Source organism: Aquabacter sediminis, assembly GCF_028863665.1.
Lineage (GTDB): Bacteria > Pseudomonadota > Alphaproteobacteria > Rhizobiales > Xanthobacteraceae > L1I39.
In genome coordinates, this window is the sequence record NZ_JARBFX010000005.1 from 77308 (window position 1) to 103501 (window position 26194).

The window sequence follows — 26194 nt, forward strand, 5'->3', positions numbered from 1 at the left end:
ACCGCCCCGCGCCTGAACGCCCCGCGCCCTCGGCTTTACTGCGTGACCCAGATCACCCGCGCGATCCACAACAGGTCGGTGGTGGCGAACTGGCGGTCCTCATGGTCGGGATTGAGTGAGCGCAGCTCCACCGTGCGGGCGGTGCGGCGGACCAGCTCCTTGGCCAGCACCTCGCCCTCGCGGGTCTTGACGATCACCCGGTCGCCGCGCCGCACGGAGGCGGTGGGGGAGACGATGACAATGTCGCCTTCCCGGTAGACCGGCAGCATGGAATCGCCCGCGATTTCCAGCGCATAGGCATGCTCGTCCTCGACGCCGGGGAAGACGATCTCGTCCCAGCCCGCGCCAACCGGAAAGCCGGCATCGTCGAAATAGCCGCCCTTGCCCGCCTGGGCGAGGCCGAGATGGGGGATGGTGCGCACCCGGGCGGGCGCGGGCGCTTCCTCGGCAAAGCCGGGATGGGGCGGGCGCGGGGCCGGGGGCGGCGGCTCCCGTCCTTCGAGGAGGGCGGTGAAATCCTCGATGCTGGCGCCGGTGGCATCCAGCACCTTGGCGATGCTCTCGGTGGAGGGCCAGCGGGGGCGCCCGTCCGCGGTGATGCGCTTGGAGCGGTTGAAGGCGGTGGCATCAAGCCCCGCTTTCTTGGCGAGCCCCGACGCCGAGAGGCCGTGCAAGGCGGCGAGGCGGTCGAGGGCGGTCCACACCTGGCCGTGGGTGAGCATCTGCATGTGGCGTTCCGTCAAGCCGAAGCGCTGAAAGCGTCGCCTGCGCCCCATGCGCAGGCAGGAGACCGGAGAGAGCGCCCTGCTCGCCCCAACCGCCCCCCGTCACGCCAGAAGGAGAACTGCTGCCATCGGGTGCGCACAGCTCTCCTCGCCTTTAGGAAAATATGGTTTAAATGCGTCCCTGTCCAGGAATTTTGTCTTTAAAGCAACGCTTCTGTTTTCCCCCGCCCAGGACATTTGAATTGCCACGCCTCCTCAAGACTTTATCGCACCGCCACAGCTTTCAGGCGAGTGCTGTCCCGAGGTCGGTGAGTTGCAGGCGAGGGTGAAAACCCGCAGTGCGGGCGTCCGCAATACTGTGGCGCAACCGGGCCCCATCTTCCCAAGGGCACGCGGCCATGCTGTAGAGCCGGCGGAAGAAGGAGACGAGCGCATGACCGGCACCGATCCCGTGGTTTTCAAGATCGCCCCTGCGGCCCTCTGGGCTGAGGCCGAGGCGGCAGGGCGGTTCGGGGGCGCGCCGGTGGACCTCGCCGACGGCTATATCCACTTCTCGACCGCCGCCCAGGTGGCCGAGACCGCGCGCAAGCATTTCGCCGGGCAGGGTGACCTCTTGCTGGTGGCGGTGGATGCGACGGCTCTGGCAGAGGGATTGCGCTGGGAAGTCTCCCGGGGCGGCGCACTGTTTCCCCACCTCTATGGCCCTTTGCCCCTGTCGGCGGTGCTCTGGGTGAAGCCGCTGCCGCTGGGGGCGGACGGCGTCCACGCCTTTCCCGATCTGTCCGCCTGACGCTTCAGATCAGGGCAAGGGAAAAGGGCTCGCCTTCATAGGCGTCGCGGCCCCGGCCGATGGACTCGATGGCGCGCACCATCCGGCCGTCCCGCCGCAGCGCCCGGTCCGCCAGCGCCACCAGGCGCGCATTGGGCGTCGCGGTGGGGGAGGCGGCGCGCAGGCGCGTGGCAATCTCCGCCTCGTCCTGCTCGGGCAGCAGCGCGCACACGGTGGCATAGGCGGCGGCGGTGGAGCGGGAAATGCCCGCATAGCAATGGATCACCAGCGGCGCCTCGCGCGGCCAGGCGCGCACGAATTCCAGCAGCTCGTTCATATGCGCCTCGCCTGGGGCGACGAGGCCTTCCATCTCTTCCACGATGTCGTTGATGCCAAGGAAGAGGTGGTTGGTGGGGTCCACGTTCGAGGGACGGGTGAACACCGTATTGCCATTGATCAGGCTGATCACATGGCGGGCGCCGGTGGCCTCCACCGTCGCATGGAGACGGGCGAGGGAGCAGACATGGATCATGGCGCAAGCTCCTCGAAACGGGCGATGAAGCGGGCCTTCGCCGCATCCGCCGTCCAGGGTGTCAGATAATCCTTCTCGACCGTGTCGTCGAGCCGCACTGGGCGGCCGAAAAAGGCCAGGGCTTCCTGCGGCTCGAACCCGGCAAGGTGGGTCGCCTCCAGATAGGCGGCAGCCCGGTCCGCGCCCTTGGCCAGCTTCACCAGGGCGTCCGGCCACACCGGCGGCAGGCCGAAGCGGATGGAAATCGCCCCCAGCAGGCGCGCCTCCACCGCCTTGTAGTCGCCGCCCAGCACCGCCTTGAAGGGCGAGATCATGTCGCCGATGACATATTCGGGCGCGTCATGCAGCAGTACGGCGAGGCGCCAGCGCGGTTCGATATTGGGCGCGGTGCGGCGGGCGAGGCGTTCCACCAGGAGGGAATGCTGGGCCACCGAGAAGATATTGTCGCCCCGCGTCTGGCCGTTCCAGCGCGCGACACGCGCCAGGCCATGGGCGATGTCCTCGATTTCCACATCGAGCGGGGAGGGGTCGAGCAGGTCGAGGCGCCGTCCGGAGAGCATGCGCTGCCAGGCGCGCGGGGGAGGGGGCGCGGCCTTGCCGGCGGCGGGCGCGCGGCCAGGGGATGGGGTTTGGGGCGTCTGCGCCATCTGAAACTCGATCAGCCTTCACTCACGACACGAAAGGCGGGCCCCAGGGGGGGGCGCCTTTCCGTCCCGGTCCCGCGCACGCGACGCGCTGGCCCGGGCCGTCCTCCGGGTATAAGGAGGCGCACCGCAGGAGCAAGGCCCCGATGACACAGCCGGTCCGTCCCACGCTTGCCGCCAGCGCCGCCGTGTTCCGCGAGGGGCGGGTGCTTCTGGCCCGGCGCGGCTTCAATCCCGGCCTTGGCCTGTGGAGCCTGCCCGGCGGGCGGGTGGAGCCGGGCGAGACCGTGGCGCAGGCGGCGGCACGGGAGGTGATGGAAGAGGTGCAGGTCGAGGCGCGGGTGCTGGGCGTCGCGGCGGTGCTGGACTTCATCACCACGGACGAAGCGGGCGTGCTGAAAAGCCATTTCGTCGTCATTGCCCATGCCGCCCTCTGGCTGGCGGGCGAGCCGCAGGTGGGGGAGGAGGCAACCGAGATCGGATGGTTTCGCCCGGAGGAGGTGGCGGGCCTTGCCACCACGCGCGGCCTTGCCGATGTGGTCGCGCGCGCCGCGGGTCTCGTGTCGCTCCCGACGGCGACCGGCGCGGCTTGACCCGGCGCCCGGAACGCGCGACGACACACGCATGCGCCTGGCTGCCGTGCTCCTTGCTCTCCTCTGTGTCGCCTTAGGCGGGGCCGGCGCGCGCGCGGCGGAAGGCTCGACGCCGCCTTACGAGAGCGATCTCCTGCGTCTCGCCGAAATCCTGGGCGGGCTGCATTATCTGCGCCCCCTGTGCGGCATGAGCGCGGAGGCCCAGAGCTGGCGCAACGAGATGCAGGGCCTGATTGAGACCGAGCAACCTTCCGACACCCGCAAGAGCCGGCTCGTGGCGGCCTTCAACCAGGGCTATAACAGCTATGCGCAGGTCTATCGCACCTGCACGCCGGCCGCCGCCGTGGCGGTTCAGCGCCAGCTGGACGAAGGGGCCCGCCTCTCCCACGAAATCGTCGTGCGCTACGGCGGAAACTGACGCGCTGTCGGCCCACGCGATTGTGCGGGGCCTCTTCAAGGGCCGTTAACCTTTCGTTTAGAACTTCCACGACGCGCGGTCGTGCTGTGCTAGTGAAAGGGCGCGCCCGGGAGACGGCGCGCCGGAGGCCCCCTTGTCCAGCATCAGTTCATACCGTCCCTCCAAGGAGATCGCCGAGGCCGCGTCCGACGAGCGCCATGCGGCCTTGTCCTACCTGGACGATGCCTGGGTGGAAGCCATGCGGGATGGCCTGGACGAGGATTGCATGGTGCATGCGGCCCTGTTCACCGCCCTGCGCCGCCTCGTCTCCACCTATGGGGAGGACGCCTGCGCGGACTATGTGGAGAGCCTCTCCGCCCGCATCCGCGCCGGGGAATATACGGTGATCGGCCCGCGCCAATAATCCGCCGGGAGATCCCGGCGGTTCGTCTCAGGCTTCCGCCGGCTCCAAGGCCAGGCGCGCATAGGCCAGGAAGGCCCTGTCGTCCCGTGCGGGTCCACGGGCGGCGATGAACTGGTCCGGCCGCACCAGCACCCACCCGGGTTCCGAAAAGCCATAGCGCTGCAGAAGCTCGGGCGCCTCGCTCTCTTCGATGCCCAGCGCCGGCCCGATGCGCGCCGCATGGGCCCGCAGGGCCCCGTGGGCATCGGGGGCTCCCAGGAGCAGCAAGGTGTGCCGGGCACCGGAAAGGCGCGGCCAGAGGGTGGTGCCGTCGAAGGTGGCATCCAGGGCCCGGTGGCCGGGCGCGGGCGTCCCGCGGGCGGTGGTGCGCTCCACCGCCTCGATCAGCGGGCCGCTGTCATAGGCGATGTCGGTCTCCGACAATTCCACCTGTAGCTTGCGCCGCACCGCCGGCACCCGCGAGGCCACCGAGACCAGGGCGTCGCGCACCACCCGCGTCGCGGTGCTCGTGGACACCATGCCGAACCGCAATTTCTGGGCCGCACCCGCCACCACGTGGCGGGCCACCGGCCGTCGTTCGGCCTCGTAGCTGCCCAGGACCGCGTCGGCCACCCCTCGCCCGGACAGGACGGTGGCAAGTTTCCAGCCGAGATTCATGGCATCCTGGATGCCCGTATTCATCCCTTGGCCACCGGCCGGGCTGTGGATGTGGGCGGCATCGCCCGCCAGGAACACCCGTCCCCGGCCATAGCTGGCCACCAGGCGTTCATTCACCCGGAAGGCGGACAGCCAGGTGGGATCATGGGCCACCACGCCGAGACCCGAGGCGGTGAGGTGGCGCTGGATTTCTTCCAGCGTCGGGGGCGCGTCGGAGGCGGGGTCCTCCCGCATGGCAAAGGTGCGCCAGACGCCCGGCGTCACCGGGAAGAGGGCCACCGAGCCCGCCTGGCTCCACCAGATATAGATGGAGGCGGGGTCGAGCGGTCCTTCCATGCGGGTGTCGGACAGGATGAAGGTCTGGGGCTCCGTATAGCCCTCGAAGGGAATGTCGAGGCCGTGCCGCACCGCGCTGCGGGCACCGTCGCACCCCACCAGGAAAGAGCAGGCCACTTCCTCCTCGTCCCCGTCGGCGTGCACGAGGCGGGCTTCCACCACGGGGCCGGCCTCGGTGAAGCCGAGCAGTTCCACCCCGCGCTCCACCGTGATGCCGCTTCGTGCGAGACGCTCCGCCAGGATGGCCTCGGTGCGCGACTGGGGCAGGATGAGGGTGAAGGGGAACGGGCTGTCCACGCCCTCGGCGATGGGCATGGCGGCGAGGGGGTGGGAAGTGTCTCCAATTCGGATGTTTTCCATCCGCATTCCCTCGGCGATGAAGCGCTCGGCAAGGCCCAGCGCCCCGAAGGCCTCAAGGCTCCCGCTCCACACCGCCAGCGCCTTTGAGACGGTGGCGGGAGCGGCGAGCTTGTCGATGATGCGGAAGGCAATGCCCTGTGTCAGCAAGGCGTTGGCCAGCGTCAGGCCGGTCGGGCCGGCGCCGACGATGAGAACGGGGGAGGGCGGCGCCATCTTCGAACTTCCCTGCTTGTCCCACCACCTTCCAGGGAACGATGGATGCACGCAAGGGTCAAGCTGAGAATGTTCCACGCACCAAAGCGGGCAGGCGCAGGGCCTGGAAGCCGCCGCGCGCCGCCAGGAACACCAGAAGCGACAGCCACAGCCCGGCATTGCCCAGGAATGAGAGGGCGAAGAAGGCCATGAGATAGGCGGCGAGCGCCGCCACCATGAGGTTGCGCATGTCCCGCGACCAGAGCGCACCAATATAGATGCCGTCGAAGGCATAGGCGAACACGCCCACCATCGGCAGGATGGCCGCGAAGACCAGGAATGTCCGCGCGGCGGCCCGCACCTCGGCATTTGTGGTCATGAGGTCGATCACCATCGGCCCGGCGCTGAGATAGGCAAGGCAGGCGGCGATCGCCACGCCAAAGCCCCACAGGATCACCAGCCGCATGCCCTTCATGAAGGAGGTGCGGTCCCGCGCGCCCACCGCCTGGCCGCAGATCTGCTCGGCGGCGGTGGCGAAGCCGTCGAGGAAATAGGCGGCCAGCAGCACCATGTTGTTCAGGAGCGCATTGGCCGCCAGCGTCACGTCGCCCGCCCGCGCGCCTTGGGCCGCGAAGAAGCCGAAGGCGAACATGAGGGCGGCCGTGCGGATCATGATGTCGCGGTTCAGCGCGAGCGTCGCCAGCAACTCCCGCCGGTCCAGCAGCACCGCGCGGGGGACGGCGAGGCGGAACCCCAGCAGACGGGCGCACAGGACAAGCCCCACCAGCGCGCCGGCCATCTCGGCCGCCAGCGTGCCCGCCGCGGACCCCGCCACGCCCCAGCCGAGGCCCAGCACCAGCCAGATGGTCAGGGCGGTGTTGAGGAGGCCGATGCCCACCTGCAGCGCCAGCGCGTGCCCTGTGCGGCCGAGCCCCGTGAGCCAGCCCAGCAGGGCATAATTGGCGAGGCTGAAGGGGGCGGCGAAGATGCGCACCTGAAAATAGGTGGCCACCGCCGCGTTCACCTCGGCCGACGCCCCGCCCAGCGCCAGCGCCGCAGTCTCAATGGGATGGCGCAGCAGGATGAGGGCCAGGCCGCACACAAGGGCCAGCATCAGGGCACGGGCGAGGACCGCCCGCTCCTCCAGCTTGTCCCGGCGCCCCAGCGCCTGGGCGGCAAGGCCCACGGTGCCCATGCGCAGGAAGCCGAAGCCCCAGAACAGGAAGTCGAACACCACCGCGCCCAGGGCGACGCCGCCGAGAAGCGCGGCATCGCCGAGACGCCCGACCACGGCGGTGTCGATGATCCCCAGGAACGGCGTCGTCAGGTGCGCCACCGTCATGGGCAGCGCGATGGCGAGCACCCGGCGGTGCGTCACCGCCTCCGGGCTCGCGGTCAGGGCGGTGTTCACCGTCCCAGGCCGTTGAAGAGGCGCAGCAGCAGCCAGAGGGGGATGACCACCACGGCGCCCAGAAGGAAATAGCGCCAGACCCGTTCCACCGCGCCGAAGCCGAGGTCATAGAGGCCATGGGCAAAGCTCACCAGGCTGTCGAGGATGTTGCGCGGATCAAGCCCGATGGCGGCGAGGATGACCCCCACCACCACGCACAGGATGACCAGGCGCAGCAGGACCATGGTCGGCGATCCGCCGAAAAAACGCGTGAGCTGGTCATTCGCCATGGCAACCTCCGTCCGGTGCGGCCCGATCTAGCACGGGGCTGCGCCGGACGGGAGGCAGGCGCTTAGCGATACAGCTTCTTCTCCGCGAGCCAGGTCTGGATGAGGCCGGCCACCTCGTCGCTGTTGCGGTCCATCATGATCATGTGGCTGTTGCCCTTGATGCCCTTCTCGGGAAGGTTGACCACATCCACCGTGCCGCCGGCCTCGCGAACCAGCTTGGCGAAGTCCATGCCGCGCTGGCGGATGGTCGGCCAGCGGCTGTCGGTCTCGATATAGTCGCCATACAGCATGAGGACCGGCACGCCCGCGAGCTTGGCCGCCAGCTTGGGATCGCCTACGGCGGCGGGCTCCACGGCGATGAGCGCCTTCACCTTGTCCGGGTGCTTCTGGGCCATGTCGAAGCCGAACTTGCCGGCCTGGCTGTGCACCAGGATCACGCAGGGGCAGACCTTCTCGATCTCCTGGCTGTAGGCGTCGAGGATGAGGCTGTCGGTGGTGGTCCAGCGCGGCACGTTCTGCTTTATGAACTGGGTATAGGCGTCCACCGGGAACTGGTTGCCCGGCAGCACCTTGCGCTTGGCCGGATCATCCGACCAGGAGCCTGCGCCATCGCCGATGCGGAAGCGGTCGAAGGGGCCGGAGACGGTCAGGAAGACCGGTTCGCCGGGAAAGATGTCCGGATATTGCGCCCAACCGGAGCGGCCGCGCTCCACGGCGTCGGAATTATAGACCGCCCAGCCCTTGCGCAGGAAATAGTTGAGCCAGCCCTCGCGGCCATCGGGCGTGGTCTCATAGGTCACGCCCGTGAGCCCGCCGCCGTGCCACATGAGCAGGGGATAGGCGCCGCGCTCCTCCTGGGGAATGAAATACTGCACATACATCTGACCGGCGATGTAGGTGCCGTTGGGGTCGATCTTGGCCGGCACGCCGCCGGGCGAGAACAGGACCTCCTTCACCGGCTTGCCCGAGATCTCGAAGGTCTTGCCGCCGATATGGAAGGAGCCCATGGCCTTCAGGCTGATGGGCGGCTGCTGTGCCAGAGCAGGGGCAGGGCCGCTTGCGGCGGCGCAGGCCAGAAGCGTGGACGTGACGGCGGCTGCAAGCGTGGACTTCATTCAGGCCTCCCCGGGATGCCGGTGGCATCTCCATGAACCCGGTCCGCCCCGGCGCTTCGGCCGGAGGTCCAGGCGATTGTGGGAATGCCCCAGACCCTTCAGCTGGGGCATTCACCGGGGATTTCAGCTGAGCTTAGACCAAAGTCCAATGCGTGTTTTCTGCGTATTGATGCGCGCGGCGCATGAACGCCACGCGCGCGGGCGAAAGGCCTTGAGGAAACGGGCCTCACTTGCCGGGCTGGGCCACCACGCGGAGATACGGCTTCACCGTCTTCCAGCCCTCGGGGAACTTGGCCTTGGCGGCCTCGTCGGAGACGGAGGGGACGATGATGACGTCATCGCCCTGCTTCCAATCCACCGGGGTTGCGACCGCGTGCTGGGCGGTCAGCTGGAGGGAATCGATCACCCGCAGGATTTCCTGGAAGTTGCGGCCCGTGCTCGCCGGATAGGTGAGGGTGAGCTTCAGCTTCTTGTCCGGCCCGATCACGAACACCGAGCGCACGGTGGCGGTGTCGCTCGCATTGGGGTGGATCAGGTCATAGAGGTCGGAGACCTTGCGGTCGGCATCGGCGATCAGCGGGAAGTTGAGTTGCGCGCCGGTGGCATCGGCGATGTCCTGGACCCAGGCGGGATGGTTGTCGAGGCTGTCCACGGACAGGCCGATGACCTTGACGCCACGCTTGTCGAACTCGCCCTTCAAGTGCGCCACCTGGCCGAGCTCGGTGGTGCAGACCGGGGTGAAGTTCTTGGGGTGCGAGAACAGCACGCCCCAGCCATCGCCCAGCCATTCATGGAAGCTGACCGGGCCCTGCGTGGTCTCGGCGGTGAAATCGGGGACCACATCTCCCAGGCGCAGCGTCATGGCTCTCTCCAATAAACATTAAATCCATGGATTTAATTCTAATTACCATGGGTACCTGGCAATGGGAAGGGTCGCCGCGTTGCTTGCGTGAGATGTCGCAGGCCGTTCGGCGCGCGGCGGCGCCGCGCGCCGCACCGTTCAGCCGCGGGTCAGTTCCCCGGCGAGCGCCTTGGCAATCAGCGCCCGTGTCTCGGGAATGCCATAGGCGGCCACGAAGGTGCCGAAGCGCGGCCCTTCCTTCTCGCCCAGCAGCAATTCGTAGAGCGCGCTGAACCAGGCGAAGGAAACGCCCGGCCCGCCATTGGGGCCCTTCTTCTTCAGGTCCTGGTAGCGCGGAATGGCGCGGGCCACGTCGAGCACTGCATTCTGGATCGCCTCGCGATCCTCCCCATCCAGCACAGCCAAGGCCGCGTCGAGGGCGCTGAGCGCCTCCGCCTCGGTCTCGTCCGGCAGGCGATAGGTGCGGTGCGGCTTCACTCGGTCGACGAAATAGCGCACCGCATAGCCGGCCAGCTTGTCCACGGTGGGATGCGTGGCGGCGGACACGCCGGGCGCATAGCGCTCAATGAAGCGCCACAGCACGCCCTTCTCCTCCGCATTGGAGGCGGAGGCGAGCTTCAGCATCAGGCCGAAGGACAGAGGCAGCTCTTCCACCGGCGGGTTGCCCGCATGGATGTGCCACACCGGATTGCCGAGGCGGGTCTTCCAGTCCTGCGCGGGATAGCGGGCCAGGAAGTTGAAATATTCGTCCACCGCCTTGGGGATCACATCGAAATGCAGCTTCTTGGCCGAGCGGGGCGACTGGAACATGTAGAGCGCCAGGCTTTCCGGGCTCGCATAGGTCAGCCACTCGTCGATGGTCAGGCCATTGCCCTTCGACTTGGAGATCTTCTGGCCCTTTTCGTCCAGGAACAGTTCGTAGACGAAATGCTCGGGCGCGACGCCGCCAATGATCTCGCAGATGCGGTCATAGATGGGGGCGTTGGTCTGGTGGTCCTTGCCGAACATCTCGAAGTCCACGTCGAGCGCGGCCCAACGGGCGCCGAAGTCCGGCTTCCACTGCAGCTTCACCTTGCCGCCGGTGACGGGCAGCGTGGTCTCGGTGCCGTCCTCGTCGTCGAAGGTGATGGTGCCGGCCTCGGCATCCACCGCCTTCAGCGGCACATAGAGCACCCGGCCCGAGATGGGGGAGATGGGCAGGAAGGGCGAATAGGTGGCCTGCCGCTCCTCGCCCAGCGTGGGCAGCATCACCTCCATGATGGCGTCGTACTTTTCCGCCGCCTTCAGCAGCACCGGGTCGAGCTTGCCGGAGGCATAATACTCGGTGGCGCTGGCGAATTCGTACGCGAAGCCGAACGTGTCCAGGAAGCGCCGCAGCATGGCGTTGTTGTGGTCGCCGAAGCTGGCATAGCCGCCGCCGAACGGGTTCGGCACGCGGGTCAGCGGCATCTGGAGATAGGGCTTCAGCGCGGCGGGGTCCGGCACGTTCTCCGGGATCTTGCGCATGCCGTCCATGTCGTCCGAGAAGCACAGGAGCCGGGTGGGGATCTTGTCTTCGGTGAGGATGCGGAAGGCATGGCGCACCATGGTGGTGCGGGCCACCTCGCCGAACGTGCCGATATGGGGCAGGCCCGAGGGGCCATAGCCGGTCTCGAACAGCACCTCATCCTTGGGATGGCGCTTCAGCCGCTCGACGATTTTGCGGGCTTCCTCGAACGGCCAGGCGGCGGCGGTCTCGGCGACAGCCTTCAGCTCGCGGGCGAGATCGGCCGGATCGGCGAGGGCGGACGAGGGTTCGGTCATGACGGCAAGGCTCCCAAACGGGCCGCGGCGAGAGGTGTCTTCCCCGCCGTGGCACCGCCTCGATTTAGGTCGTGCGGGGCTCTCTATCAACGATTTAGAGGCGCAAAGGATGGGGGAGGACGATTCGACCTGCCCGATACCGCCTCTACGGGGCGTCCGGCCGGCTCGTCAACGCTGGCCTTGCCCGCCTGTGTCCTCGCCCCGCTTGCCTTTCGCGCGGTCTGCCTCACTTGGCGCGGCGACGGGCCAGCGGGATCACCAGATGCACCATGCCCACCACCATGAAGGGGACGGCCAGGAGCGTCGTGCCCCAATGGGTCCAGCCGGCGGTGAGGGGTGCCAGGAGTTCGAGCAGGAGGTTGATGAGCGTATAGGCCCCCGCCATCAGGATGCCGAGGAAGCGGATATGGCCGAGGAGAGCGAGCAGCGGCATGGGACTGTCTCTTTAATAAACGAAACGATCCGTTTCGATTGGAATTTGATATATACGATCCGTTTCGTTATGCAAGAGGAAAGAGCGCTTTCGCGCAGGGGAGACCATGGTGCCGGAGCAACAGGCCAAGACCGTCCGGCGAGCCTCCATCGGAGCCCGGCGCAATCCCGCCACGGAGGAGGCCATCATCACCGCCGCGCGGGACCTGCTGGCGGAGCGCGGCTATGCCGGCTTTTCCTTCGATGAGGTGGCCCGCCGCGCCGGGGCAGGCAAGCCTACCCTCTATCGCTGGTGGCCCACCCGTGCGGACCTGTTGATGGAGGTCTATTCCGCGGAGAAGGCGGCCACCATGACGGCGCCCGACACCGGGACTTTGTCCGGGGACCTCCTGGTTTACACCCGCGCGCTGTGGTCCTTCTGGCGGGAGACGCCGACGGGGAGGGCCTTCCGCGGGCTGATCGCCGAGGCGCAGGCGGGCGAGGCGGCGCAGGCGCTGCTTCGCGAGAAGTTTCTGCCGGAGCGTCTGAAAGACGTGCGGGCCATGTTCGCGCGGGCGGGGATGCGGGGCGAGATCGACGCAGAGACGGTGGACGACCTGATCGCCCTCTATGTGGGCTTCAACTGGTTCCGCCTCACCACCGGATGCATTGCCGACGATGCGCCCGCCATCACGCGCATGGCCCTTCTGCTCACGAAAGCGGGGGCTCCCGCAGGGGCGTGAGCGGAGGCGGCCGTCAATTCTGGCCGGGACCGGCCGGCGCCGCCGACGCACCTGCCTGGGTTCCACACGGCTCGCTGCCCATGAAGGCCAGCACCTCGGTGAAGGGTGCGCGGGGCACGCGCAACTGGCCCGTGAAGGGGCCATTCATTTCGATCACCAGGAAGATGGCGGATGCGATGCACACCATGGCCGCCAGGAAACCGCACAGGACCAGCGGCGTGCGCGGCGCGAACACGCCGAGGTTTCCATAGATCAAGGCCAGCCAGAAGATGACGGCGATGATGAAGGTGTTCGGTGTCCGGTCGCTCGTGTAGTCGCTGATCCGCCAGCGATATTCCAGCAATTGGTGGCCCAGCGAGAGAAGGGTCTCGCGCACGTCGTTCTGCGGCGTGAGATGGGAGAGCTTTCGGGTCAGGTCCAGCAGCAGGGCGGTGGCCGGGCGCGCATCCGTGAGGACCGGGGTGTCGTCCGTCTTGGGCCAGGTCTGGGCCAGAAGATGCGTGATGAAGTCTCGCAGCGGCCCCCGCAATTCACAGGCCGGGCCGCCGAAATTGGTGAGCTCGATGTCCATCCGCATCAGCGTGGTGGCATACATATGGACGTCCTTTTCGGCGTCCGAATATTGGTAGCGGGCGGAATTGACCATCAGGCCGAGGATGAGCGCGGTCATGGTGGCGACCAGGGCCATGGCCGCCTTCAGGCTTTCGATGGAGGGTTCGCCCAGAAAGCTCTCCGGCAGCCGGCGCGCCACCAGCGAGCCGCACGCGGCCGCACCGGCCATGGCGAGGAAGGCGACGATGGCCAGGGGCAAGGCGTTCATGGCACGCTCGATTCTCGCGGGAGCCGACTGTTCCAGTGGTAGCCACTGCGTGCCTTGACGCCAAGCTCACGCCATGTGCGTCATGGCGTGTTCTCAATAGAAGCCCACCGGGAACCAGCGCAAATAGAGGTCGGCATAGACCCCCTTCTCCCAGATCCGTTGCAGGGCATAGTCGATGGCCCGCTTCAACTGGTCGTTGCCGCTCTTCACGGCCACCGCGAGCCCATCGCCGAAATAGCGGCTCTCCGTGAAGGGGCCGCCCGCGAAGACGCAGCAGTTTTCCGAACTGGTGCCGTTCAGCCAGAGCGAGAGGCCGATGCCATCGCCGAAGAGGAGGTCCACCTCACCCTTCTTCAATGCCTCCCGCGCCGCAGCGGAATCGGGATAGGGACGGATGGCCGCTTCGTTGAAAAAGGCGCGCAGATACGCCTCGTGGGCGGTGCCCTGCACCACCGCCACGCGCTTGGCCGCCACTGCTTCCGGCGTGACCTGCGAGAGCACGTTCGCCTTGCGGGTGACGAACCGGGCGGGTGTGCCGAGATAGCGTTCGCTGAAGTCAGCCCTCTGGCGGCTCGCCGGGGTCGAGGCAAGGCCCGCAATAACCGCATCGCCCCGGTTCTGCTCAAGCCCGTCCAGCAGCGTATCGAAGGCAGCGGCCTCGATGGTGCAGGTGAGGGACAGCTCGGCGCAGATGGCGCGCGCCAGATCCACATTGAACCCGAGCAGCGCGCCGTCCTGGCCGACAAAGTTGAAGGGGGGATAATCGTCCGAGGTCAGGAAGCGGATGGAGGAGGGCAAGCGGGTGGCATCCGGCCGCTCCACCCGCCGTTCCACGTTCCAGAAATTGGGCACGACGGCGCCTTGCGCCCAGGCCCGGTCCACACTTTCCCCAAGCCCGCCGAGGAATGCCGCACACGCCAGCATATAAGAAATCAGGTTGCACAATCTTGATGCTGTCCGGATCGGTTGCTTCATCTTACGCTTCGGCATGCTGGGGCTCCCAGGCTGGGAGGGTGGGGCATGTTGGAAGAGCCGGGCGCGCGCCGCAAGCCGGTGGCGTGCGCGCGAAGCGTTGTGCGCACGCCGGACGGCCGCGAGCCGGGCGTTCGCGCGCTGGTGCCGCTCGAATTGAGGGCTCTCGCGCCGCTGGTGGATTGGCCCACCATGCAGTGGGCCATCGCGCGGGCGCAGTCCCTCGGGGTCAGCGCCGACGAGGTGCTGGTGGCCCATGGCTTCGTACATGCCGACACTGTGGCCGCCTGGCAGGGCGCCCATCTGGGGCTGGCCCCGGCGCCCCGGGAGCCGTTCGGCCTGCCGCCTGGAAGCGGGCCTGCGGCCCTTGCCATGGGCTTTGCCCTTGGGCCGCGGGACGGACCGGACCCGCGGATCGTCGTGGGCGCCCGGGGACGGGTGCTGCGGCGGCTGCGCCGTGCCCTCGCGGAGGATCCGGGGCTGCGGGAGCGCCTGCACCTGGTGTCGCCGGAGCGCTTCCGGTCGAAGGTGCGCAGCGAGTGCGCGGCGGACTTCGGCGTTCGCGCCGCCTTCGGCTTGAGGGATCGGGCACCGGACCTGTCCGCACAGACCTTGCGGCCCGGGGTGGTGCTTCTTCGCATGGTGGTCGCGCTGGCCCTTCTGGGCGCCCTCCTGGTGCTCCTTGTCCCGGATTTTGCCGCCGTCGCGCTCCCCGGTGCCTTGTCCGCCTTGTTCCTCGCGACCATCGGGCTGAAGGCGGCGGCCTGCCTTGTGCCCGCCGAGGTCGCGGCATCCCCGGACATGTCGGCAGGAGATGACGGGCGGCTCCCCGCTTATACCCTGATCGTTCCGCTCTACCGCGAGGTGGCCGTCCTCCCCCGCCTGCGCGACGCCTTGCTGGCGCTGGATTATCCGGTGGAGAAGCTGGACATCAAGATGGTGGTTGAGCCGGACGACCACGAACTGCGTCATGCCTTGGCCGCCACACCCTTGCCGCCCCACTTCGAGGTGGTGGTGGCCCCTGACATCGGGCCGCGCACGAAGCCGAAGGCGATGAACGCGGCGCTGCCGTTGGCGCGGGGAACCCTGGTTGCCATCTTCGACGCGGAGGACGTGCCCCATCCCCGCCAGCTGCGCGAGGCGGTGGCCGCGTTTGCCACCGGAGGCCGGCGCCTGGGCTGCGTGCAGGCGCGCCTTGCCATCGACAATGCCGCCGACAGCATCATCAGCCGCTGCTTCGCCATGGAATATGCGGTGCAGTTCGACGTGCTGATCCCGGCCCTTGCGGCGTTCGGGCTGCCCTTGCCGCTTGGCGGCACCTCCAATCATTTCCGGCGCGCCGCGCTGGAGGATGTGGGCGGGTGGGATCCGTTCAATGTCACCGAGGACGCCGATCTCGGCCTGCGGCTCGCCCGCATGGGGTGGCGCACGCGCACCATCGCCTCTACCACCCAGGAGGAGGCGCCCGTCACCGTGCGGGCCTGGCTGCGCCAGCGCGGGCGCTGGATGAAGGGCTGGATGCAGACCCTGATGGTTCACGGCCGCGCCCCCCGCCGCCTCTGCGCCGACCTGGGGCTCCTGACGGCGCTCGGCTCCGCCTTGGTGATGGCCGCGCCCATCATCGCCGTTCTGGTGCACCCGCTCTGCCTTGCGGTGGTGGCCTATGATGCCTGGGCCGGCGCCGTCTGGCGCGCGCCGACATCGCTGGCGCAGGTGCTCACCTGCGCCATGTGCTACACCAACCTGCTGCTGGGCTATGGGGTGATGGCGGCCTCAAGCATCCTGGGCGCCTGGCGCCGCCAGATGGTGGCATATCTGTGGGTGCTGCCCTTCATTCCGCTCTATTGGCTGCTGCAGAGCCTGGCCACCTGGCGGGCGGTGCATGGCCTCGTCACCGCGCCGCATCATTGGGACAAGACGGAGCATGGCCTCGCCAGGCGAGGTGCCGCTTGGCACAGCCAGCCGGCGGAGCGGCCGTCAAAGATTGCGACGTAGATCCGCCGCCGCCTCCGCAGGCGGGCGCTTGGCGTTGAAAGGCGCGAGGAAGGCGCCGGACTTGTCCATGAGGTAGATCACCGCCGTGTGGTCCATGGTGTAGTCGCCCCCGTCGAGCGGCACCTTCTTGGAATAGACGCGGTAGGCCCGCTTCATGGCGTCGATCTGCTCCGGCGTGCCGCTGAGGCCGCGGACTTGCGGATTGAAGGAGCTGAGATAGGTCTTCAACACCTCCGGCGTGTCCCGCTCGGGATCGACAGTGACGAACATGACCTGCACCTTGGAGGCATCGGGGCCGAGCGCGGCCAGGATCTCCGACATCTCGAACAAGGCCGTGGGGCAAATGTCGGGGCAATGGGTGAAGCCGAAGAAGATGAGGGTGAGCTTCCCCTTCAGGTCCGCCTCCGTGACCCGGGCGCCGGTCTGGTCCACCAGTTGGAAGGGTCCGCCGACGCTGGCGCTGCCGCTGCTTGTGCCGCCTTGCCGCGACGGCATGAGCGCCGTGGCGGCGATGACCAGCAGCAGGGCGCCGATGGCAAAGGCGGACAGCGGGAGGAGAAGCTTGGAACGGGACGACATCAAAAACTCCGGGCGGGGCAGGGCGAGGGCCCGTTGCCGGGACTGAACGGGCCGGAGGGGCAGGGGACGGCTGCGCGGGAGGTTCCGACGGGGGCCGGGGCAAGCCGGCAATGCACCATCACGGCATCACAGGCAGGTGCCGAGGCCGGCGGTGAGCGTATCGAAGAAGACCGTTCCGCCATGGCGCGCCCACAGCCAGCCCGCCCCCGCGAACAGGACCAGGCCAAGCCCGGCCACCAAAGCGATGCGCAAGGCGCCGACCGGGCGCCCCGTCTCGTCCTCCGCGACGCCAAGGCGCACAGATGCGGCGCCGACATCGCCGGGTCGCGCATATGTGTCGTGGCTCGAAACGGATGACATCGGACAAGCCTCTGATGCGACGCCCTGGTGCGATGGGTGGTGCGGCGTTGAACTCAGATGGGTCTTTTACCCCGCCCGCGCCCTCAGCGCCAAGCGGCCGGCTGTCACGCCGGCCGCACGTCACGCACAGTTGTTGGGGCCTGTGTCGCGGGCCGGGAAGCTTTTACCGCCTGGCGAGCTGGCCCCAGGCGAGCAGGACGATGATGGCGCCCACCACAGCACCGATGAAGCCGGCACCCTGGCCCGCCTCGTACCAGCCGATGGCCTGGCCCAGATAGGTGGCGACAATGGCGCCGACGATGCCGAGGACCGTGGTCAGGATGAAGCCCTGCGGCTCATTGGGCCCGGAATAGATGAGCTTGGCGACGATGCCCGCCACGAAGCCGATGATGATGGTCCACAAGATACCCATGTGCCCCTCCATGATGGACTAACCCGAAACGGCAAAGTCCGCGCTGGGTTCCCACCACTTCCTGTCATCTAGGGATTTTCAGCGCGCCCGCAACAGTCCCCGCGGTTGACGCCTTCCGCGCATGCGCCTAGTTTGCCGGCCATGTGCAGCATGCAGGCAGAGAGGCGCACGGCCATTGCGGCGCGGCGTCGAATTCTCCGCCCGGTCGATCAGGTCGGCCGGGACACCTGAGGCTTGTCTCTTCCCTTCTGCACGTGAGTCCTTCCATGTCCATGTCTTCCGGCACGCCGTCCGGCGTCGCGCCCTATCGTCTCGTGGTCGAATCCGAGCCGTCTTCCAATGCGCTGCTGCGCCTCCTGGAGCCGTTCGTGATCCATGATGTTCTTCCCCGCTCGGTGCGGTCCGAGCATGAATGCGGGGTGGTGAGCATGGTGATCGCCTTTTCGGCAACGTCAGACTTGGCCGCGCGTCTCCTCGCCCGCATGGAAGCCATGGTGACGGTGCGCGCCGCCGCCCTTGTCCCTTGCGACATGCCCATGAACGCGCCCACAAGCGCGTCCACAAGCGCGTCCGCATGCGCGCCCATCAGCGCGGCGGCCTGAGATCGATCAAAAATGGGTGCCATCCTCGCAGACATCGCCCTTGTGGTGCTTCCGGTGTTCGGCGTGGTGGCGATGGGCTTCGTCTCCGCAAGGACGCGCCTGATCTCCGACAAGGCCTCGGATGGCCTGGCCGAATATGTGTTCGGCCTCGCCGTCCCGATCCTCATCTTCAAGACCTTGAGCGAATCCCGCCTGCCCGAGGCGCAGCCCTGGGGCTATTGGATCGCCTATTTCACCGGCGCCTTCGCGGTGTTCGGCATTGCCATGGTGCTGGCCATCAAGGTCTTTCACCGCAGCAGGACCGAGGCGGTGGTTCATGGCTTTTCCGCGGGACAGGCCAACACGGTCTTCCTGGGCGTGCCTCTCATCCTGAAGGCCTATGGCGAGGAAGGGGCGGTGCCCCTCTTCCTGCTCATCGCCATCCACCTGCCGGTGATGCTGGTGGCCGCCACCGTGCTGGTGGAAGGCAGCGCGGGCATGTCCCTGGCCACTGGCCGCAAGCTTCTGCGCACCCTTGCCCTCAATCCGATCCTTCTCGGCATCTATGCGGGCGGCATCGCCAAGCTGCTGGGGGTGCAGGCGTCCGGCGTGCCCAAGCAGATCCTCGACCTGGTTTCCGCCTCCGCCTCGCCGTGTGCGCTCATATCGCTCGGCCTTGCGCTCAATCGCTACGGCATGTCCGGCGACCTGAAGGCCACCGCCATCATCTCCGCCCTCAAGCTGCTGGTCCATCCGGCGCTGGTGCTGCTGCTGACGCTGCTTCTGCCCATGCCGCCCGTGTGGGCAGGGGTGGCCGTGCTGTTCGCCGCCATGCCGTGCGGCATCAACGCCTATCTTCTCGCCCAGCGCTATGGGGCCGGCGTGCAGACCAGCGCCAGTGCCGTCTCCCTTTCCACCGCGCTGGGGCTGGTGACCATCGCTTTCTGGCTCTACGTGCTGGGCGTCGGCTGAGCCGCCGGTCAGCCAAAGCCCAGCCGCGCCCGCACGGTGCGCGCATCCGCGCCCGATTGCCGCAGCGCCGCCAGGCTCTGCGAACCCACGCTCTTGGACATCTTGCGTCCGTCCCCGTCGAGGATCAGACGGTGGTGGTGGTAGATGGGGGCCGGCAGGCCGAGGAGGCGCTGCAGCACCAGGTGCACGGCGGTGGACGCCCGTAGGTCTGCCCCCCGGATGACATGGCTGATCTCCTGCTCCGCATCGTCGATCACCACGCACAGATGATAGCTGCCGGGAACGTCCCGGCGGGCCAGGATGACATCGCCCCAGGCGGCGGGATCAGCCGCGACCTCCACGGGCGGGGCGAGGGGATCGTCGGGGGCTTCGCGCCAGGAGAGGTTCGGCCCCACATTTTCAAGCGCCGCGGCCATATGCAGACGCAGCACATGGGGGGCGCCGTCCGCCCGCCGCTTTTCCCGCGCCGCATCCGAGAGGGAGGCGCGGGAGAAGGGATAGAGCGGCGCTCCGTCCGGGTCGCGCGGCCAGGGCGCCTCATGCTCGCGCCGGCTCACCTCCTGGGCGATCTCCGCACGGCTCTCGAAGGCCGGATAGACCAGCCCGGCGGCCTCAAGGTGCGCCAGGGCGGCCGCATAGGCCGGCAGGTGCGCGCTTTGGAAGCGCGGGGGCTCAGGCGGCAACACGCCCAGCCAGGCGAGGTCCTCGCGAATGCCGGCCACGAAATCCGGGCGGGATCGGGTGGCGTCGATATCCTCGATGCGCAACAGGAAGGCTCCGCCGGCGCGCGCGGCGGCGTGGTGGTTCACCAGGGCGGAATAGGCATGGCCCAGATGCAGGCGGCCATTGGGGCTCGGAGCGAACCGGCAGCGGAAGGTCATGAGGAGCGTCCGGGGAACACCGGGGTCCGCGGGGCGGTTGCGGGGCGGATGTGTTTTGCCGGATCTTCGCCGGCATGTCGACGGGGAGGCGCGGAATGAGCAGGACGCATGCGGAGCCGCAACTTCATGACCAAGCCACGTTCGATGCCGCGTTCGATGAACTGCTCGCCCTCGATCCGCGCCTGGCGCCGCTCGCCACCCTCGCCGGCCGCCCGGCCCTGCGTCGCCGCCCGCCCGGCTTCGAGGGGCTGACCGCCGTGGTGGTGGCGCAGCAATTGTCGGTGGCGGCGGCCCGCTCCATCCAGCGAAAGCTGGAAGACGCCTTTGACGGGCCTCCCGCGCCGCAGGCTCTGCTTGCGGCGGATGCGGCGCACCTGCGCGCGGCGGGCCTGTCCGCGCCCAAGATCCGCACCCTCAAAGGCATTGCCGCGGCCCTCGTCTCCGGCGCGGTGGACCTGACGCATGTGGAGGGCATGGAGGCGGACGCTGCGGCGGAGTATCTCACCCGGCTGCCAGGCATCGGAACCTGGACGGCGGACATCTATCTCTTGTTCTGCCTCGGGCGGGGCGATGCCTTCCCCCATGGCGACCTGGCGCTCCAGGTGGCGGTGGGGGACGCCTTCGGATTGCCTGGGCGGGCCTCGGCCGTGGGGCTGCAGGCCATTGCGGAGGACTGGCGGCCGTTCCGGGGCGTGGCGGCGCATCTCCTCTGGGCCTATTATGGCGCCCGCCGCGCCCGGCTGGGCGCTCCCGCCTGAAGGTCGTCCATGCCGCTCATCGATGGTCCCCGTCTTCCGCCCCGCTCCGGCGGCGCGCCCGATGCCCTCGTGGTCCTGCTGCACGGCTATGGGGCCGATGGGCGGGACCTGATCGATCTGGGGTCGGCCTGGGGCGGCCTGTTGCCGGGCGCGGCCTTCGTTTCTCCACACGCCCCGGAGCCGTGCGGACAGGCGCCGATCGGGCGGCAATGGTTTGCGCTCACGGACCTGGATCCCCGCGAGCTGGCCTTGGGCGCGCGGGCGGCGGCGCCGGGACTTGCCGCCTTCATCGGCGCGGAGCGCCGGCGCCTGGGCCTTCCGGCGTCCCGGGTGGCCCTGATGGGCTTCAGCCAGGGCTGCATGATGGCGCTCCAGGTGGCATTGACCGGCGAGGAGCGCTTTGCCGCGGTGCTCGGCTATTCCGGTGCCTTCGTCGCCGCCGGCGCGCCACTCATTGCCGAGCCGCCGCCGATCCTGCTCATTCACGGCACCGATGACGAGGTGGTGCCGGCGCCGCTCATGATGGCCTCCGCCAATGCCTTGGCTTCGGCGGGCGTGCCGGTGGAGTGGCACCTGTGCCCCGGCCTCGGGCACGGCATCGACGAGGAGGGGTTGAGCATGGGCGGGACCTTCCTCGCCGACCACCTCGCCGGCCCCGCCCGCGCTTCACAAGACTGACACGGTCCATGTAGACTATGCCGGCGCGCCGGTCGGGGGCGTCCCGATTCGGCGAAGTTGGGGCGGGGAGTTCTATCCTTGACCGCTGCCGTATCGCCTGGAGCTTGGCCTGCACTGGTGCTCAACGCGGACTATCGTCCGCTGAGCTACTATCCTCTGTCTGTCTGGTCCTGGCAGGATGCCATCAAGGCGGTCTTCCTGGATCGGGTGAATATCGTCGAATATTACGACAAGGCGGTGCGAAGTCCGGGCTTCGAGATCCGCCTGCCCAGTGTGGTGTCCCTGCGGACCTTCGTGCGGCCCGCCCGCAACCCGGCCTTCACCCGCTTCAACGTCTTCCTGCGCGACCGCTTCACCTGCCAATATTGCGGCTCCCGCGAGGACCTGACCTTCGACCACGTCATCCCGCGCTCACGCGGGGGCCAGACCACCTGGGAAAACGTGGTGGCCGCCTGCTCTCCCTGCAATCTGCGCAAGGGGTCCGCCATGCCGGCGGACGCGGACATGTGGCCGGCGCAGATGCCGTTCCAGCCCACCGTTCACGATCTGCACCAGAATGGGCGCCATTTCCCGCCCAATTATCTGCACCAGAGCTGGCTGGACTATCTCTACTGGGACACCGAGCTGGACCCGTAGGGCCGTTCCTCAGCGCGCGCGGCGCGCCGGTATGGCGCCGAGGGCGGCAATGGCCGCGAGAGACAGCGCAATCAAAGCGTTCCAGCCGGCCATGGAGAGGCCGAACAGCCGCCACGCCGCCTCGTCGCACCGCGGCACATGGGCGGTCTTCAGCGCCGACATGATGTCGCCCACCGCCATGGGAGCGGTGCCGCTGCAGGTGGTGGGGCCCTGCCAGAACTGCCACTCGACGCCCGCGTGATAGATGGCGACCCCCGCATTGCCCAGCATGAGCAGCGCCAGCAGGCCCAGGCCCAGCCGGGGCGCGCGGTCATAGCCGCGGGCGATGAGCACCGCCACCGCCAGGGACAGCGGCACGGCCACGTAATAGGGAATGCGCTGCGTGAGGCAGAGGGGGCACGGGGCAAGGCCCACCACCAGCTGGAAATACCAGGCGGCCGCCAGCGCGAAGGTGGCGCCCAGCGTCACCAGCAGGCAGGCGGTCCTCGGGGCGTGCAAGTCCATGGGGTCGTTTCTCGAATGAGCGGTGGCGCAGCAGGATGCGGGGGTCGAGTAGCGGACGCCGCCCGCCAAGTCCACCACCGCCACATTCACAAGCAAGGCATTGGTGCCATTGAATTACATTAGTGCAACTACAATCTATAACGGTAGCAAATCGCGGCCCGATCCGTTATATCCGTATGTTCATGAGCGCGGACACGGGGTGCCGGGATCCGCAGGTCGATTGCCAGATTCGAGATTGTAGACACGACGATGACCGAGATGACACGTATCAGAGCCAGCATCGGCGACGGCGTGACGCTCCGCAGCTCGACTGTCGACGGGGACGCCGTTCTCCCGGTGGCGCAGCTGCGCGACGTGACCTCCGCCCGGCGCACCGGCTGTCCTTTTCATGACGTGCGCGAAATGCTTCGCGAAGTGGGCTTGCGCCCGACCCGCCAGCGCCTGGCCCTGGGCTGGCTGCTGTTCGCCAAGGGCGACCGGCACGTGACCGCGGAAATGCTGCACGAGGAAGCCATTCGGGCCCGCTTCCCGGTGTCGCTGGCCACGGTCTACAACACCTTGCACCAGTTCACGGAAGTGAGCCTGCTGCGCGAGGTGGCGGTGGACGGGTCCAAGACCTATTTCGACACCAACGCCTCGGACCATTACCACTTCTATGTGGAAGGCCATAACGAGCTGGTGGACATCCCCTCCGCCGAGGTCGCCGTGGATCGCCTGCCCCAGCCGCCGGAAGGCTTTGAGGTGGCGCGCGTGGACGTGGTGGTGCGCCTGCGCCGCAAGTCTGGCAAGGCCTGAACGTCCGGCCAGGCCTGAACGGTTTCCTTGCCCGCCAAGGGGCAAGACGCAGGCATGGCGTTTGCCCGCGCTTGCAAGAGCGGATTGCCAGAGTTGATGGACCGGGCCTGCATCGATGGATGCGGGCCCGTTTTCGTTTTGGCGCGCGTTCACGCCTGGTGCTCGTCATGGAAGCTGGCCGTGCCGCGCTTCCAATAGCCCGACGCGCGAATCCACGCGCCCGGCTGTCCCCGGTCCACCAGCATCTGGCGCAGGCGCTTGGCGGCCTGCGTCTCGCAGGCGATCCAGCAATGGCCGTCGCCTGCGGGCAGGGCCGTGCGCGCGAGGGCCTGTTCCAGCAGATCGGTGGTGCCGGCCTCCCGGCCGTCCCGGTGCAGCCAGGTGAGCTGGGTGCGCCGGTGCAGCGCGAAAGGCTGCTCGTCCGCGCGCGATGCCACCTCCACGAAGACGAGGCTGGTGGCATGGGGCGGAAGGGAGCCGAGGCGCCGGCCGATGGCGGGCAAGGCGGTTTCGTCGCCCATCAGCAGGTACCAGTCAAAGTCGTCGGGCACGAGGAAGGAGCCCTTCGGTCCGCCAATCATCATCTCCTGACCCGGTTGCGCCTGGAGCGCCCATGCGGTGGCGGGGCCGGCCTCGTGGAGGGCGAAGTCCACGTCCAAAGTCAGGGCCGATGGGTCGAAGGCCCGGGGGGTGTAGTCGCGCATGAGGGCAGGCGCGCTGCCCGGCACGGCGGTGCGGCCATCGGGGGCAAAATCCGGGAACCGGGCGGTCCCGTTCTCCATGTGTGGCAGGATCAGCTTGATGTGGTCGTCGAAACCAAGGCTCGGAAAATCCGCCAGGTCCGGGCCATGGAAGGTGACGCGCACCATCTGAGGCGTCAGGCGCGTCACAGCCTGGACACGGACGCGGCGCCGCTTGAGCTCATGGCGCACGCGGCGCACCGTATGACGCGGCTCGCCCTGCGGCGGGACCAAGGGAGCGCTTGCGGGCTCAGACATAGGTAAGAGATGAGACATGGGCCTTCCTTTCGAAGGCCCAGGCGAGTCACGTGAGAACTACACTTTTCGCGCGACGCGCCTGGGCTTCCAGGATCGTTCAGCGCGTTGGCTCACGTTAACGCCTACGTGCGGCGGTCAAGACGCCGCAATGGGGTAAGACTAGATCGCGCCGGCGCGCTCCGCAAGATGGAGCCGCGCCGGGACGCTTCGGCCCGCGACAGGCGCTCAGTCCACCTTTTCGTTGGGATAGACGCCCCAGAGCTGGCTTTGCTCCATATAGCCGTCGAACCCCTGGCCGATGAAGCGGCACCATTTGCCGTCGCAGCTCTTCAGGGTGCCCAATACGCCGTGCTCCAGCTGGGCTTCCACCTTCGCATCGGCCTTGGGCTCCGCCCGCAGCGCCACTGTGCCGGTCTTGTTCCACGGCGCCACCAAAGCGGTGCGGCGCCCCGACAGCATGGAATGATAGACCCAGCCTTCCGAGCCTTCCGCGTCGCGGATGCGCCGCCAGGTCTCGAACTCGGCGGTGATTTCCACCGGCAGGCCGGCGCGGGAGAACACCCAGGCCACGTCCTGGTTCTTGTTGGGGCCGTTGCGCACATTCACCTTGTCGGCCTTGAGCGAGACGAAGCGGGGAACGGGCAGTCCCGTGCCGGTCTCGTCGGCGCCATGTGCCAGTCCGCCCGCTGCGACCAGCATCGCCGTCGCCAGAAGAGCGGCGGCTGTGTTCGGCAGGAAGGAGGCTTTTCCCGACATCGGCATGGTCCGAGGATCCCTTTCAATGGTGTCCAGGTCGTCCCTGCATGTGTCTTACAGAAACATGAATCTTGTCTTCACGCCGGCGGACGGCGCCAAGCGGTGCCCTTGAGGTGCGCCTCTCGGGGGGCTGCGTCAAGGCACCGGCCCTTCACACCCTTTGTCTTTCCCCGATGGTCTGCTAGAGGGGGTGAGAAGTGTTGAAATCTCGGGACGGGGAAGCACATGGGGCGCCGCAAACCGCTCGTCGTCGTCACGCGCAAGTTGCCTGACACGGTCGAGACGCGCATGCGTGAATTGTTCGACGCTCGCCTCAACATCGACGATACGCCGATGGATCAGGCGGCACTGATCGAGGCGGTGAAGACCGCCGACGTGCTGGTGCCCACCGTCACCGATCGCATCGATTCGGCGGTGCTGTCCCACGCGGGCGACAATCTGCGCCTGATTGCGTCCTTCTCGAACGGCGTCGACCATATCGACGTGGCGAGCGCGCTCAATCGCGGCATCACGGTCACCAACACCCCCGGCGTCCTCACCGAGGACACGGCCGACATGACCATGGCGCTCATCCTCTCCGTGCCGCGCCGCCTCGCGGAGGGCGCGCAGCTGATGACCTCCGATCTCGACGAGTGGTCCGGCTGGTCGCCCACCTGGATGCTCGGCCGGCGGATCTGGGGCAAGCGCCTCGGCATCATCGGCATGGGCCGCATCGGCCAGGCGGTGGCGCGCCGCGCCAAGGCGTTTGGCCTGCAGATCCACTATCACAACCGTCGCCATCTGCCGGCCGCCATCGAGGAATCGCTGGAAGCCACCTATTGGGACAGCCTCGACCAGATGCTGGCCCGCATGGACATCGTGTCGGTGAACTGCCCGCACACGCCGGCCACCTATCACCTCCTGTCCGCCCGCCGCCTCAAGCTCTTGAAGCCGGACGCCTATGTGGTGAACACGGCGCGCGGCGAGGTGATCGACGAGAATGCGCTGACCCGCATGCTGGAAGCCGGCGAGATCGCCGGGGCCGGCCTCGACGTGTTCGAGCACGAGCCGGCGGTCAATCCCAAGCTGGTGCGCCTTGCCAAGCAGGGCAAGGTGGTGCTGCTGCCGCACATGGGTTCGGCGACCCTGGAAGGGCGCGTGGACATGGGCGAGAAGGTCATCGTGAACATCAAGACCTTCATGGACGGCCACCGACCGCCGGACCGCGTGCTGCCCTCCATGTTGTGAGGGCGGGCGCCTGCGCGATTCCCCCGG

Annotated in this window: 32 protein-coding genes; 13 read left to right on the forward strand and 19 right to left on the reverse strand. The window is 68.0% G+C overall.

Annotated elements, in window-relative coordinates; genetic code table 11:
- Positions 1 to 35: 35 nt before the first annotated feature.
- Positions 36 to 722, reverse strand: coding sequence for a helix-turn-helix transcriptional regulator (locus PV781_RS11280; RefSeq protein ID WP_274776147.1), 687 nt, complete (start codon positions 720 to 722; stop codon positions 36 to 38).
- 436 nt (positions 723 to 1158) lie between these two features.
- Here PV781_RS11280 and PV781_RS11285 point away from each other — a divergent pair, with 436 nt between their 5' ends.
- Positions 1159 to 1515 carry a DUF952 domain-containing protein gene (locus PV781_RS11285; RefSeq protein WP_274775732.1) on the forward strand — a complete coding sequence of 119 codons (357 nt, stop codon included), beginning with the start codon at positions 1159 to 1161 and terminating at the stop codon, positions 1513 to 1515.
- 4 nt (positions 1516 to 1519) lie between these two features.
- On the opposite strand, the gene PV781_RS11290 is transcribed toward PV781_RS11285, so the two are convergent.
- Together PV781_RS11290 and PV781_RS11295 are read right to left on the reverse strand one after the other, a co-directional pair.
- A complete protein-coding gene (locus PV781_RS11290; protein ID WP_274775733.1) occupies positions 1520 to 2026 on the reverse strand; it encodes a tyrosine phosphatase family protein in 507 nt (168 codons plus the stop codon).
- On the reverse strand, positions 2023 to 2586 hold the full coding sequence (locus PV781_RS11295) for an HD family hydrolase (protein WP_274776148.1): 564 nt from the start codon (positions 2584 to 2586) through the stop codon (positions 2023 to 2025). Before PV781_RS11295 ends, PV781_RS11290 begins: the two co-directional genes overlap by 4 nt.
- A 230-nt stretch (positions 2587 to 2816) precedes the next feature.
- Between PV781_RS11295 and PV781_RS11300 the strand changes: the two genes are divergently transcribed.
- The 3 genes from PV781_RS11300 to PV781_RS11310 all read left to right on the forward strand — a co-directional run bounded on the left by PV781_RS11300 (position 2817) and on the right by PV781_RS11310 (position 4084).
- Positions 2817 to 3263, forward strand: a complete 447-nt coding sequence (locus PV781_RS11300; RefSeq protein WP_274775734.1) for an NUDIX hydrolase — start codon at positions 2817 to 2819, stop codon at positions 3261 to 3263.
- A gap of 31 nt (positions 3264 to 3294) precedes the next feature.
- Positions 3295 to 3681, forward strand: coding sequence for a TIGR02301 family protein (locus PV781_RS11305; protein WP_274775735.1), 387 nt, complete (start codon positions 3295 to 3297; stop codon positions 3679 to 3681).
- A 133-nt stretch (positions 3682 to 3814) separates the two neighbouring features.
- Positions 3815 to 4084 carry a hypothetical protein gene (locus tag PV781_RS11310; protein ID WP_274775736.1) on the forward strand — a complete coding sequence of 90 codons (270 nt, stop codon included), beginning with the start codon at positions 3815 to 3817 and terminating at the stop codon, positions 4082 to 4084.
- Between the two features lie 27 nt (positions 4085 to 4111).
- On the opposite strand, the gene PV781_RS11315 is transcribed toward PV781_RS11310, so the two are convergent.
- The 7 genes from PV781_RS11315 to PV781_RS11345 all read right to left on the reverse strand — a co-directional run bounded on the left by PV781_RS11315 (position 4112) and on the right by PV781_RS11345 (position 11522).
- Entirely contained in the window at positions 4112 to 5650 is a 1539-nt protein-coding gene (locus tag PV781_RS11315) for an FAD-dependent monooxygenase (protein ID WP_274775737.1), read from the reverse strand.
- A 58-nt stretch (positions 5651 to 5708) separates the two neighbouring features.
- On the reverse strand, positions 5709 to 7040 hold the full coding sequence (locus tag PV781_RS11320; RefSeq protein ID WP_274775738.1) for an MATE family efflux transporter: 1332 nt from the start codon (positions 7038 to 7040) through the stop codon (positions 5709 to 5711).
- Complete coding sequence (locus PV781_RS11325; RefSeq protein ID WP_274775739.1) at positions 7037 to 7309, reverse strand: DUF6460 domain-containing protein; 273 nt, start codon at positions 7307 to 7309, stop codon at positions 7037 to 7039. The genes PV781_RS11320 and PV781_RS11325 overlap by 4 nt, the downstream gene beginning before the upstream one ends.
- A 62-nt stretch (positions 7310 to 7371) precedes the next feature.
- Positions 7372 to 8424, reverse strand: coding sequence for an alpha/beta hydrolase (locus PV781_RS11330; RefSeq protein ID WP_274775740.1), 1053 nt, complete (start codon positions 8422 to 8424; stop codon positions 7372 to 7374).
- A gap of 226 nt (positions 8425 to 8650) precedes the next feature.
- Positions 8651 to 9286, reverse strand: a complete 636-nt coding sequence (locus tag PV781_RS11335) for a peroxiredoxin (RefSeq protein ID WP_274775741.1) — start codon at positions 9284 to 9286, stop codon at positions 8651 to 8653.
- A 138-nt stretch (positions 9287 to 9424) separates the two neighbouring features.
- Positions 9425 to 11089 (reverse strand): lysine--tRNA ligase, encoded by a 1665-nt coding sequence (locus PV781_RS11340; RefSeq protein WP_274775742.1) that lies wholly within the window; start codon positions 11087 to 11089, stop codon positions 9425 to 9427.
- Positions 11090 to 11315: 226 nt separating this feature from the next.
- Positions 11316 to 11522 (reverse strand): hypothetical protein, encoded by a 207-nt coding sequence (locus tag PV781_RS11345; protein WP_274775743.1) that lies wholly within the window; start codon positions 11520 to 11522, stop codon positions 11316 to 11318.
- A 106-nt stretch (positions 11523 to 11628) separates the two neighbouring features.
- Here PV781_RS11345 and PV781_RS11350 point away from each other — a divergent pair, with 106 nt between their 5' ends.
- Positions 11629 to 12243, forward strand: a complete 615-nt coding sequence (locus PV781_RS11350; protein WP_274775744.1) for a TetR/AcrR family transcriptional regulator — start codon at positions 11629 to 11631, stop codon at positions 12241 to 12243.
- Between the two features lie 13 nt (positions 12244 to 12256).
- Here PV781_RS11350 and PV781_RS11355 read toward each other — a convergent pair whose 3' ends face one another.
- Positions 12257 to 13063, reverse strand: coding sequence for a bestrophin-like domain (locus tag PV781_RS11355; protein ID WP_274775745.1), 807 nt, complete (start codon positions 13061 to 13063; stop codon positions 12257 to 12259).
- Positions 13064 to 13156: 93 nt separating this feature from the next.
- A complete protein-coding gene (locus PV781_RS11360) occupies positions 13157 to 14038 on the reverse strand; it encodes a transporter substrate-binding domain-containing protein (protein WP_425532391.1) in 882 nt (293 codons plus the stop codon).
- A 45-nt stretch (positions 14039 to 14083) separates the two neighbouring features.
- Here PV781_RS11360 and PV781_RS11365 point away from each other — a divergent pair, with 45 nt between their 5' ends.
- Positions 14084 to 16030 carry a glycosyltransferase gene (locus PV781_RS11365; protein WP_274775747.1) on the forward strand — a complete coding sequence of 649 codons (1947 nt, stop codon included), beginning with the start codon at positions 14084 to 14086 and terminating at the stop codon, positions 16028 to 16030.
- On the opposite strand, the gene PV781_RS11370 is transcribed toward PV781_RS11365, so the two are convergent.
- From PV781_RS11370 to PV781_RS11380, 3 genes are all read right to left on the reverse strand, one after another.
- The gene (locus PV781_RS11370) at positions 16013 to 16609 is read right to left on the reverse strand and encodes an SCO family protein (protein ID WP_274775748.1); all 597 of its coding nucleotides are present in this window, start codon (positions 16607 to 16609) and stop codon (positions 16013 to 16015) included. The genes PV781_RS11365 and PV781_RS11370 overlap by 18 nt on opposite strands.
- Positions 16610 to 16735: 126 nt before the next feature.
- Positions 16736 to 16969, reverse strand: coding sequence for a hypothetical protein (locus PV781_RS11375; RefSeq protein ID WP_274775749.1), 234 nt, complete (start codon positions 16967 to 16969; stop codon positions 16736 to 16738).
- 163 nt (positions 16970 to 17132) lie between these two features.
- Positions 17133 to 17381: a GlsB/YeaQ/YmgE family stress response membrane protein gene (locus PV781_RS11380; RefSeq protein ID WP_274775750.1), complete on the reverse strand. Its 249-nt coding sequence runs from the start codon at positions 17379 to 17381 to the stop codon at positions 17133 to 17135.
- 266 nt (positions 17382 to 17647) lie between these two features.
- Here PV781_RS11380 and PV781_RS11385 point away from each other — a divergent pair, with 266 nt between their 5' ends.
- Positions 17648 to 17983 carry a hypothetical protein gene (locus PV781_RS11385; protein ID WP_274775751.1) on the forward strand — a complete coding sequence of 112 codons (336 nt, stop codon included), beginning with the start codon at positions 17648 to 17650 and terminating at the stop codon, positions 17981 to 17983.
- A 12-nt stretch (positions 17984 to 17995) separates the two neighbouring features.
- The gene (locus tag PV781_RS11390) at positions 17996 to 18934 is read left to right on the forward strand and encodes an AEC family transporter (protein WP_274775752.1); all 939 of its coding nucleotides are present in this window, start codon (positions 17996 to 17998) and stop codon (positions 18932 to 18934) included.
- 8 nt (positions 18935 to 18942) lie between these two features.
- On the opposite strand, the gene gluQRS is transcribed toward PV781_RS11390, so the two are convergent.
- Positions 18943 to 19815 carry a tRNA glutamyl-Q(34) synthetase GluQRS gene (gluQRS, locus tag PV781_RS11395; RefSeq protein WP_274775753.1) on the reverse strand — a complete coding sequence of 291 codons (873 nt, stop codon included), beginning with the start codon at positions 19813 to 19815 and terminating at the stop codon, positions 18943 to 18945.
- A 95-nt stretch (positions 19816 to 19910) separates the two neighbouring features.
- Between gluQRS and PV781_RS11400 the strand changes: the two genes are divergently transcribed.
- From PV781_RS11400 to PV781_RS11410, 3 genes are all read left to right on the forward strand, one after another.
- On the forward strand, positions 19911 to 20573 hold the full coding sequence (locus tag PV781_RS11400) for a DNA-3-methyladenine glycosylase family protein (protein WP_274775754.1): 663 nt from the start codon (positions 19911 to 19913) through the stop codon (positions 20571 to 20573).
- 9 nt (positions 20574 to 20582) lie between these two features.
- Positions 20583 to 21251: an alpha/beta hydrolase gene (locus PV781_RS11405; protein WP_274775755.1), complete on the forward strand. Its 669-nt coding sequence runs from the start codon at positions 20583 to 20585 to the stop codon at positions 21249 to 21251.
- Between the two features lie 78 nt (positions 21252 to 21329).
- Complete coding sequence (locus PV781_RS11410) at positions 21330 to 21887, forward strand: HNH endonuclease (protein ID WP_274775756.1); 558 nt, start codon at positions 21330 to 21332, stop codon at positions 21885 to 21887.
- Between the two features lie 9 nt (positions 21888 to 21896).
- Here the strand turns inward: PV781_RS11410 and PV781_RS11415 are convergent, their stop codons facing one another.
- A complete protein-coding gene (locus PV781_RS11415; protein WP_274775757.1) occupies positions 21897 to 22391 on the reverse strand; it encodes a disulfide bond formation protein B in 495 nt (164 codons plus the stop codon).
- Positions 22392 to 22649: 258 nt separating this feature from the next.
- Here PV781_RS11415 and irrA point away from each other — a divergent pair, with 258 nt between their 5' ends.
- Entirely contained in the window at positions 22650 to 23186 is a 537-nt protein-coding gene (gene irrA / locus PV781_RS11420) for an iron response transcriptional regulator IrrA (protein ID WP_274775758.1), read from the forward strand.
- 149 nt (positions 23187 to 23335) lie between these two features.
- Here the strand turns inward: irrA and PV781_RS11425 are convergent, their stop codons facing one another.
- Together PV781_RS11425 and PV781_RS11430 are read right to left on the reverse strand one after the other, a co-directional pair.
- A complete protein-coding gene (locus tag PV781_RS11425; RefSeq protein ID WP_274775759.1) occupies positions 23336 to 24118 on the reverse strand; it encodes a siderophore-interacting protein in 783 nt (260 codons plus the stop codon).
- Positions 24119 to 24409: 291 nt separating this feature from the next.
- The gene (locus PV781_RS11430) at positions 24410 to 24940 is read right to left on the reverse strand and encodes an SH3 domain-containing protein (protein ID WP_425532392.1); all 531 of its coding nucleotides are present in this window, start codon (positions 24938 to 24940) and stop codon (positions 24410 to 24412) included.
- A gap of 225 nt (positions 24941 to 25165) precedes the next feature.
- On the opposite strand from PV781_RS11430, the gene PV781_RS11435 reads away from it, so the two are divergent.
- A complete protein-coding gene (locus PV781_RS11435) occupies positions 25166 to 26167 on the forward strand; it encodes a 2-hydroxyacid dehydrogenase (protein WP_274775760.1) in 1002 nt (333 codons plus the stop codon).
- The last annotated feature ends 27 nt before the right edge of the window (positions 26168 to 26194 follow it).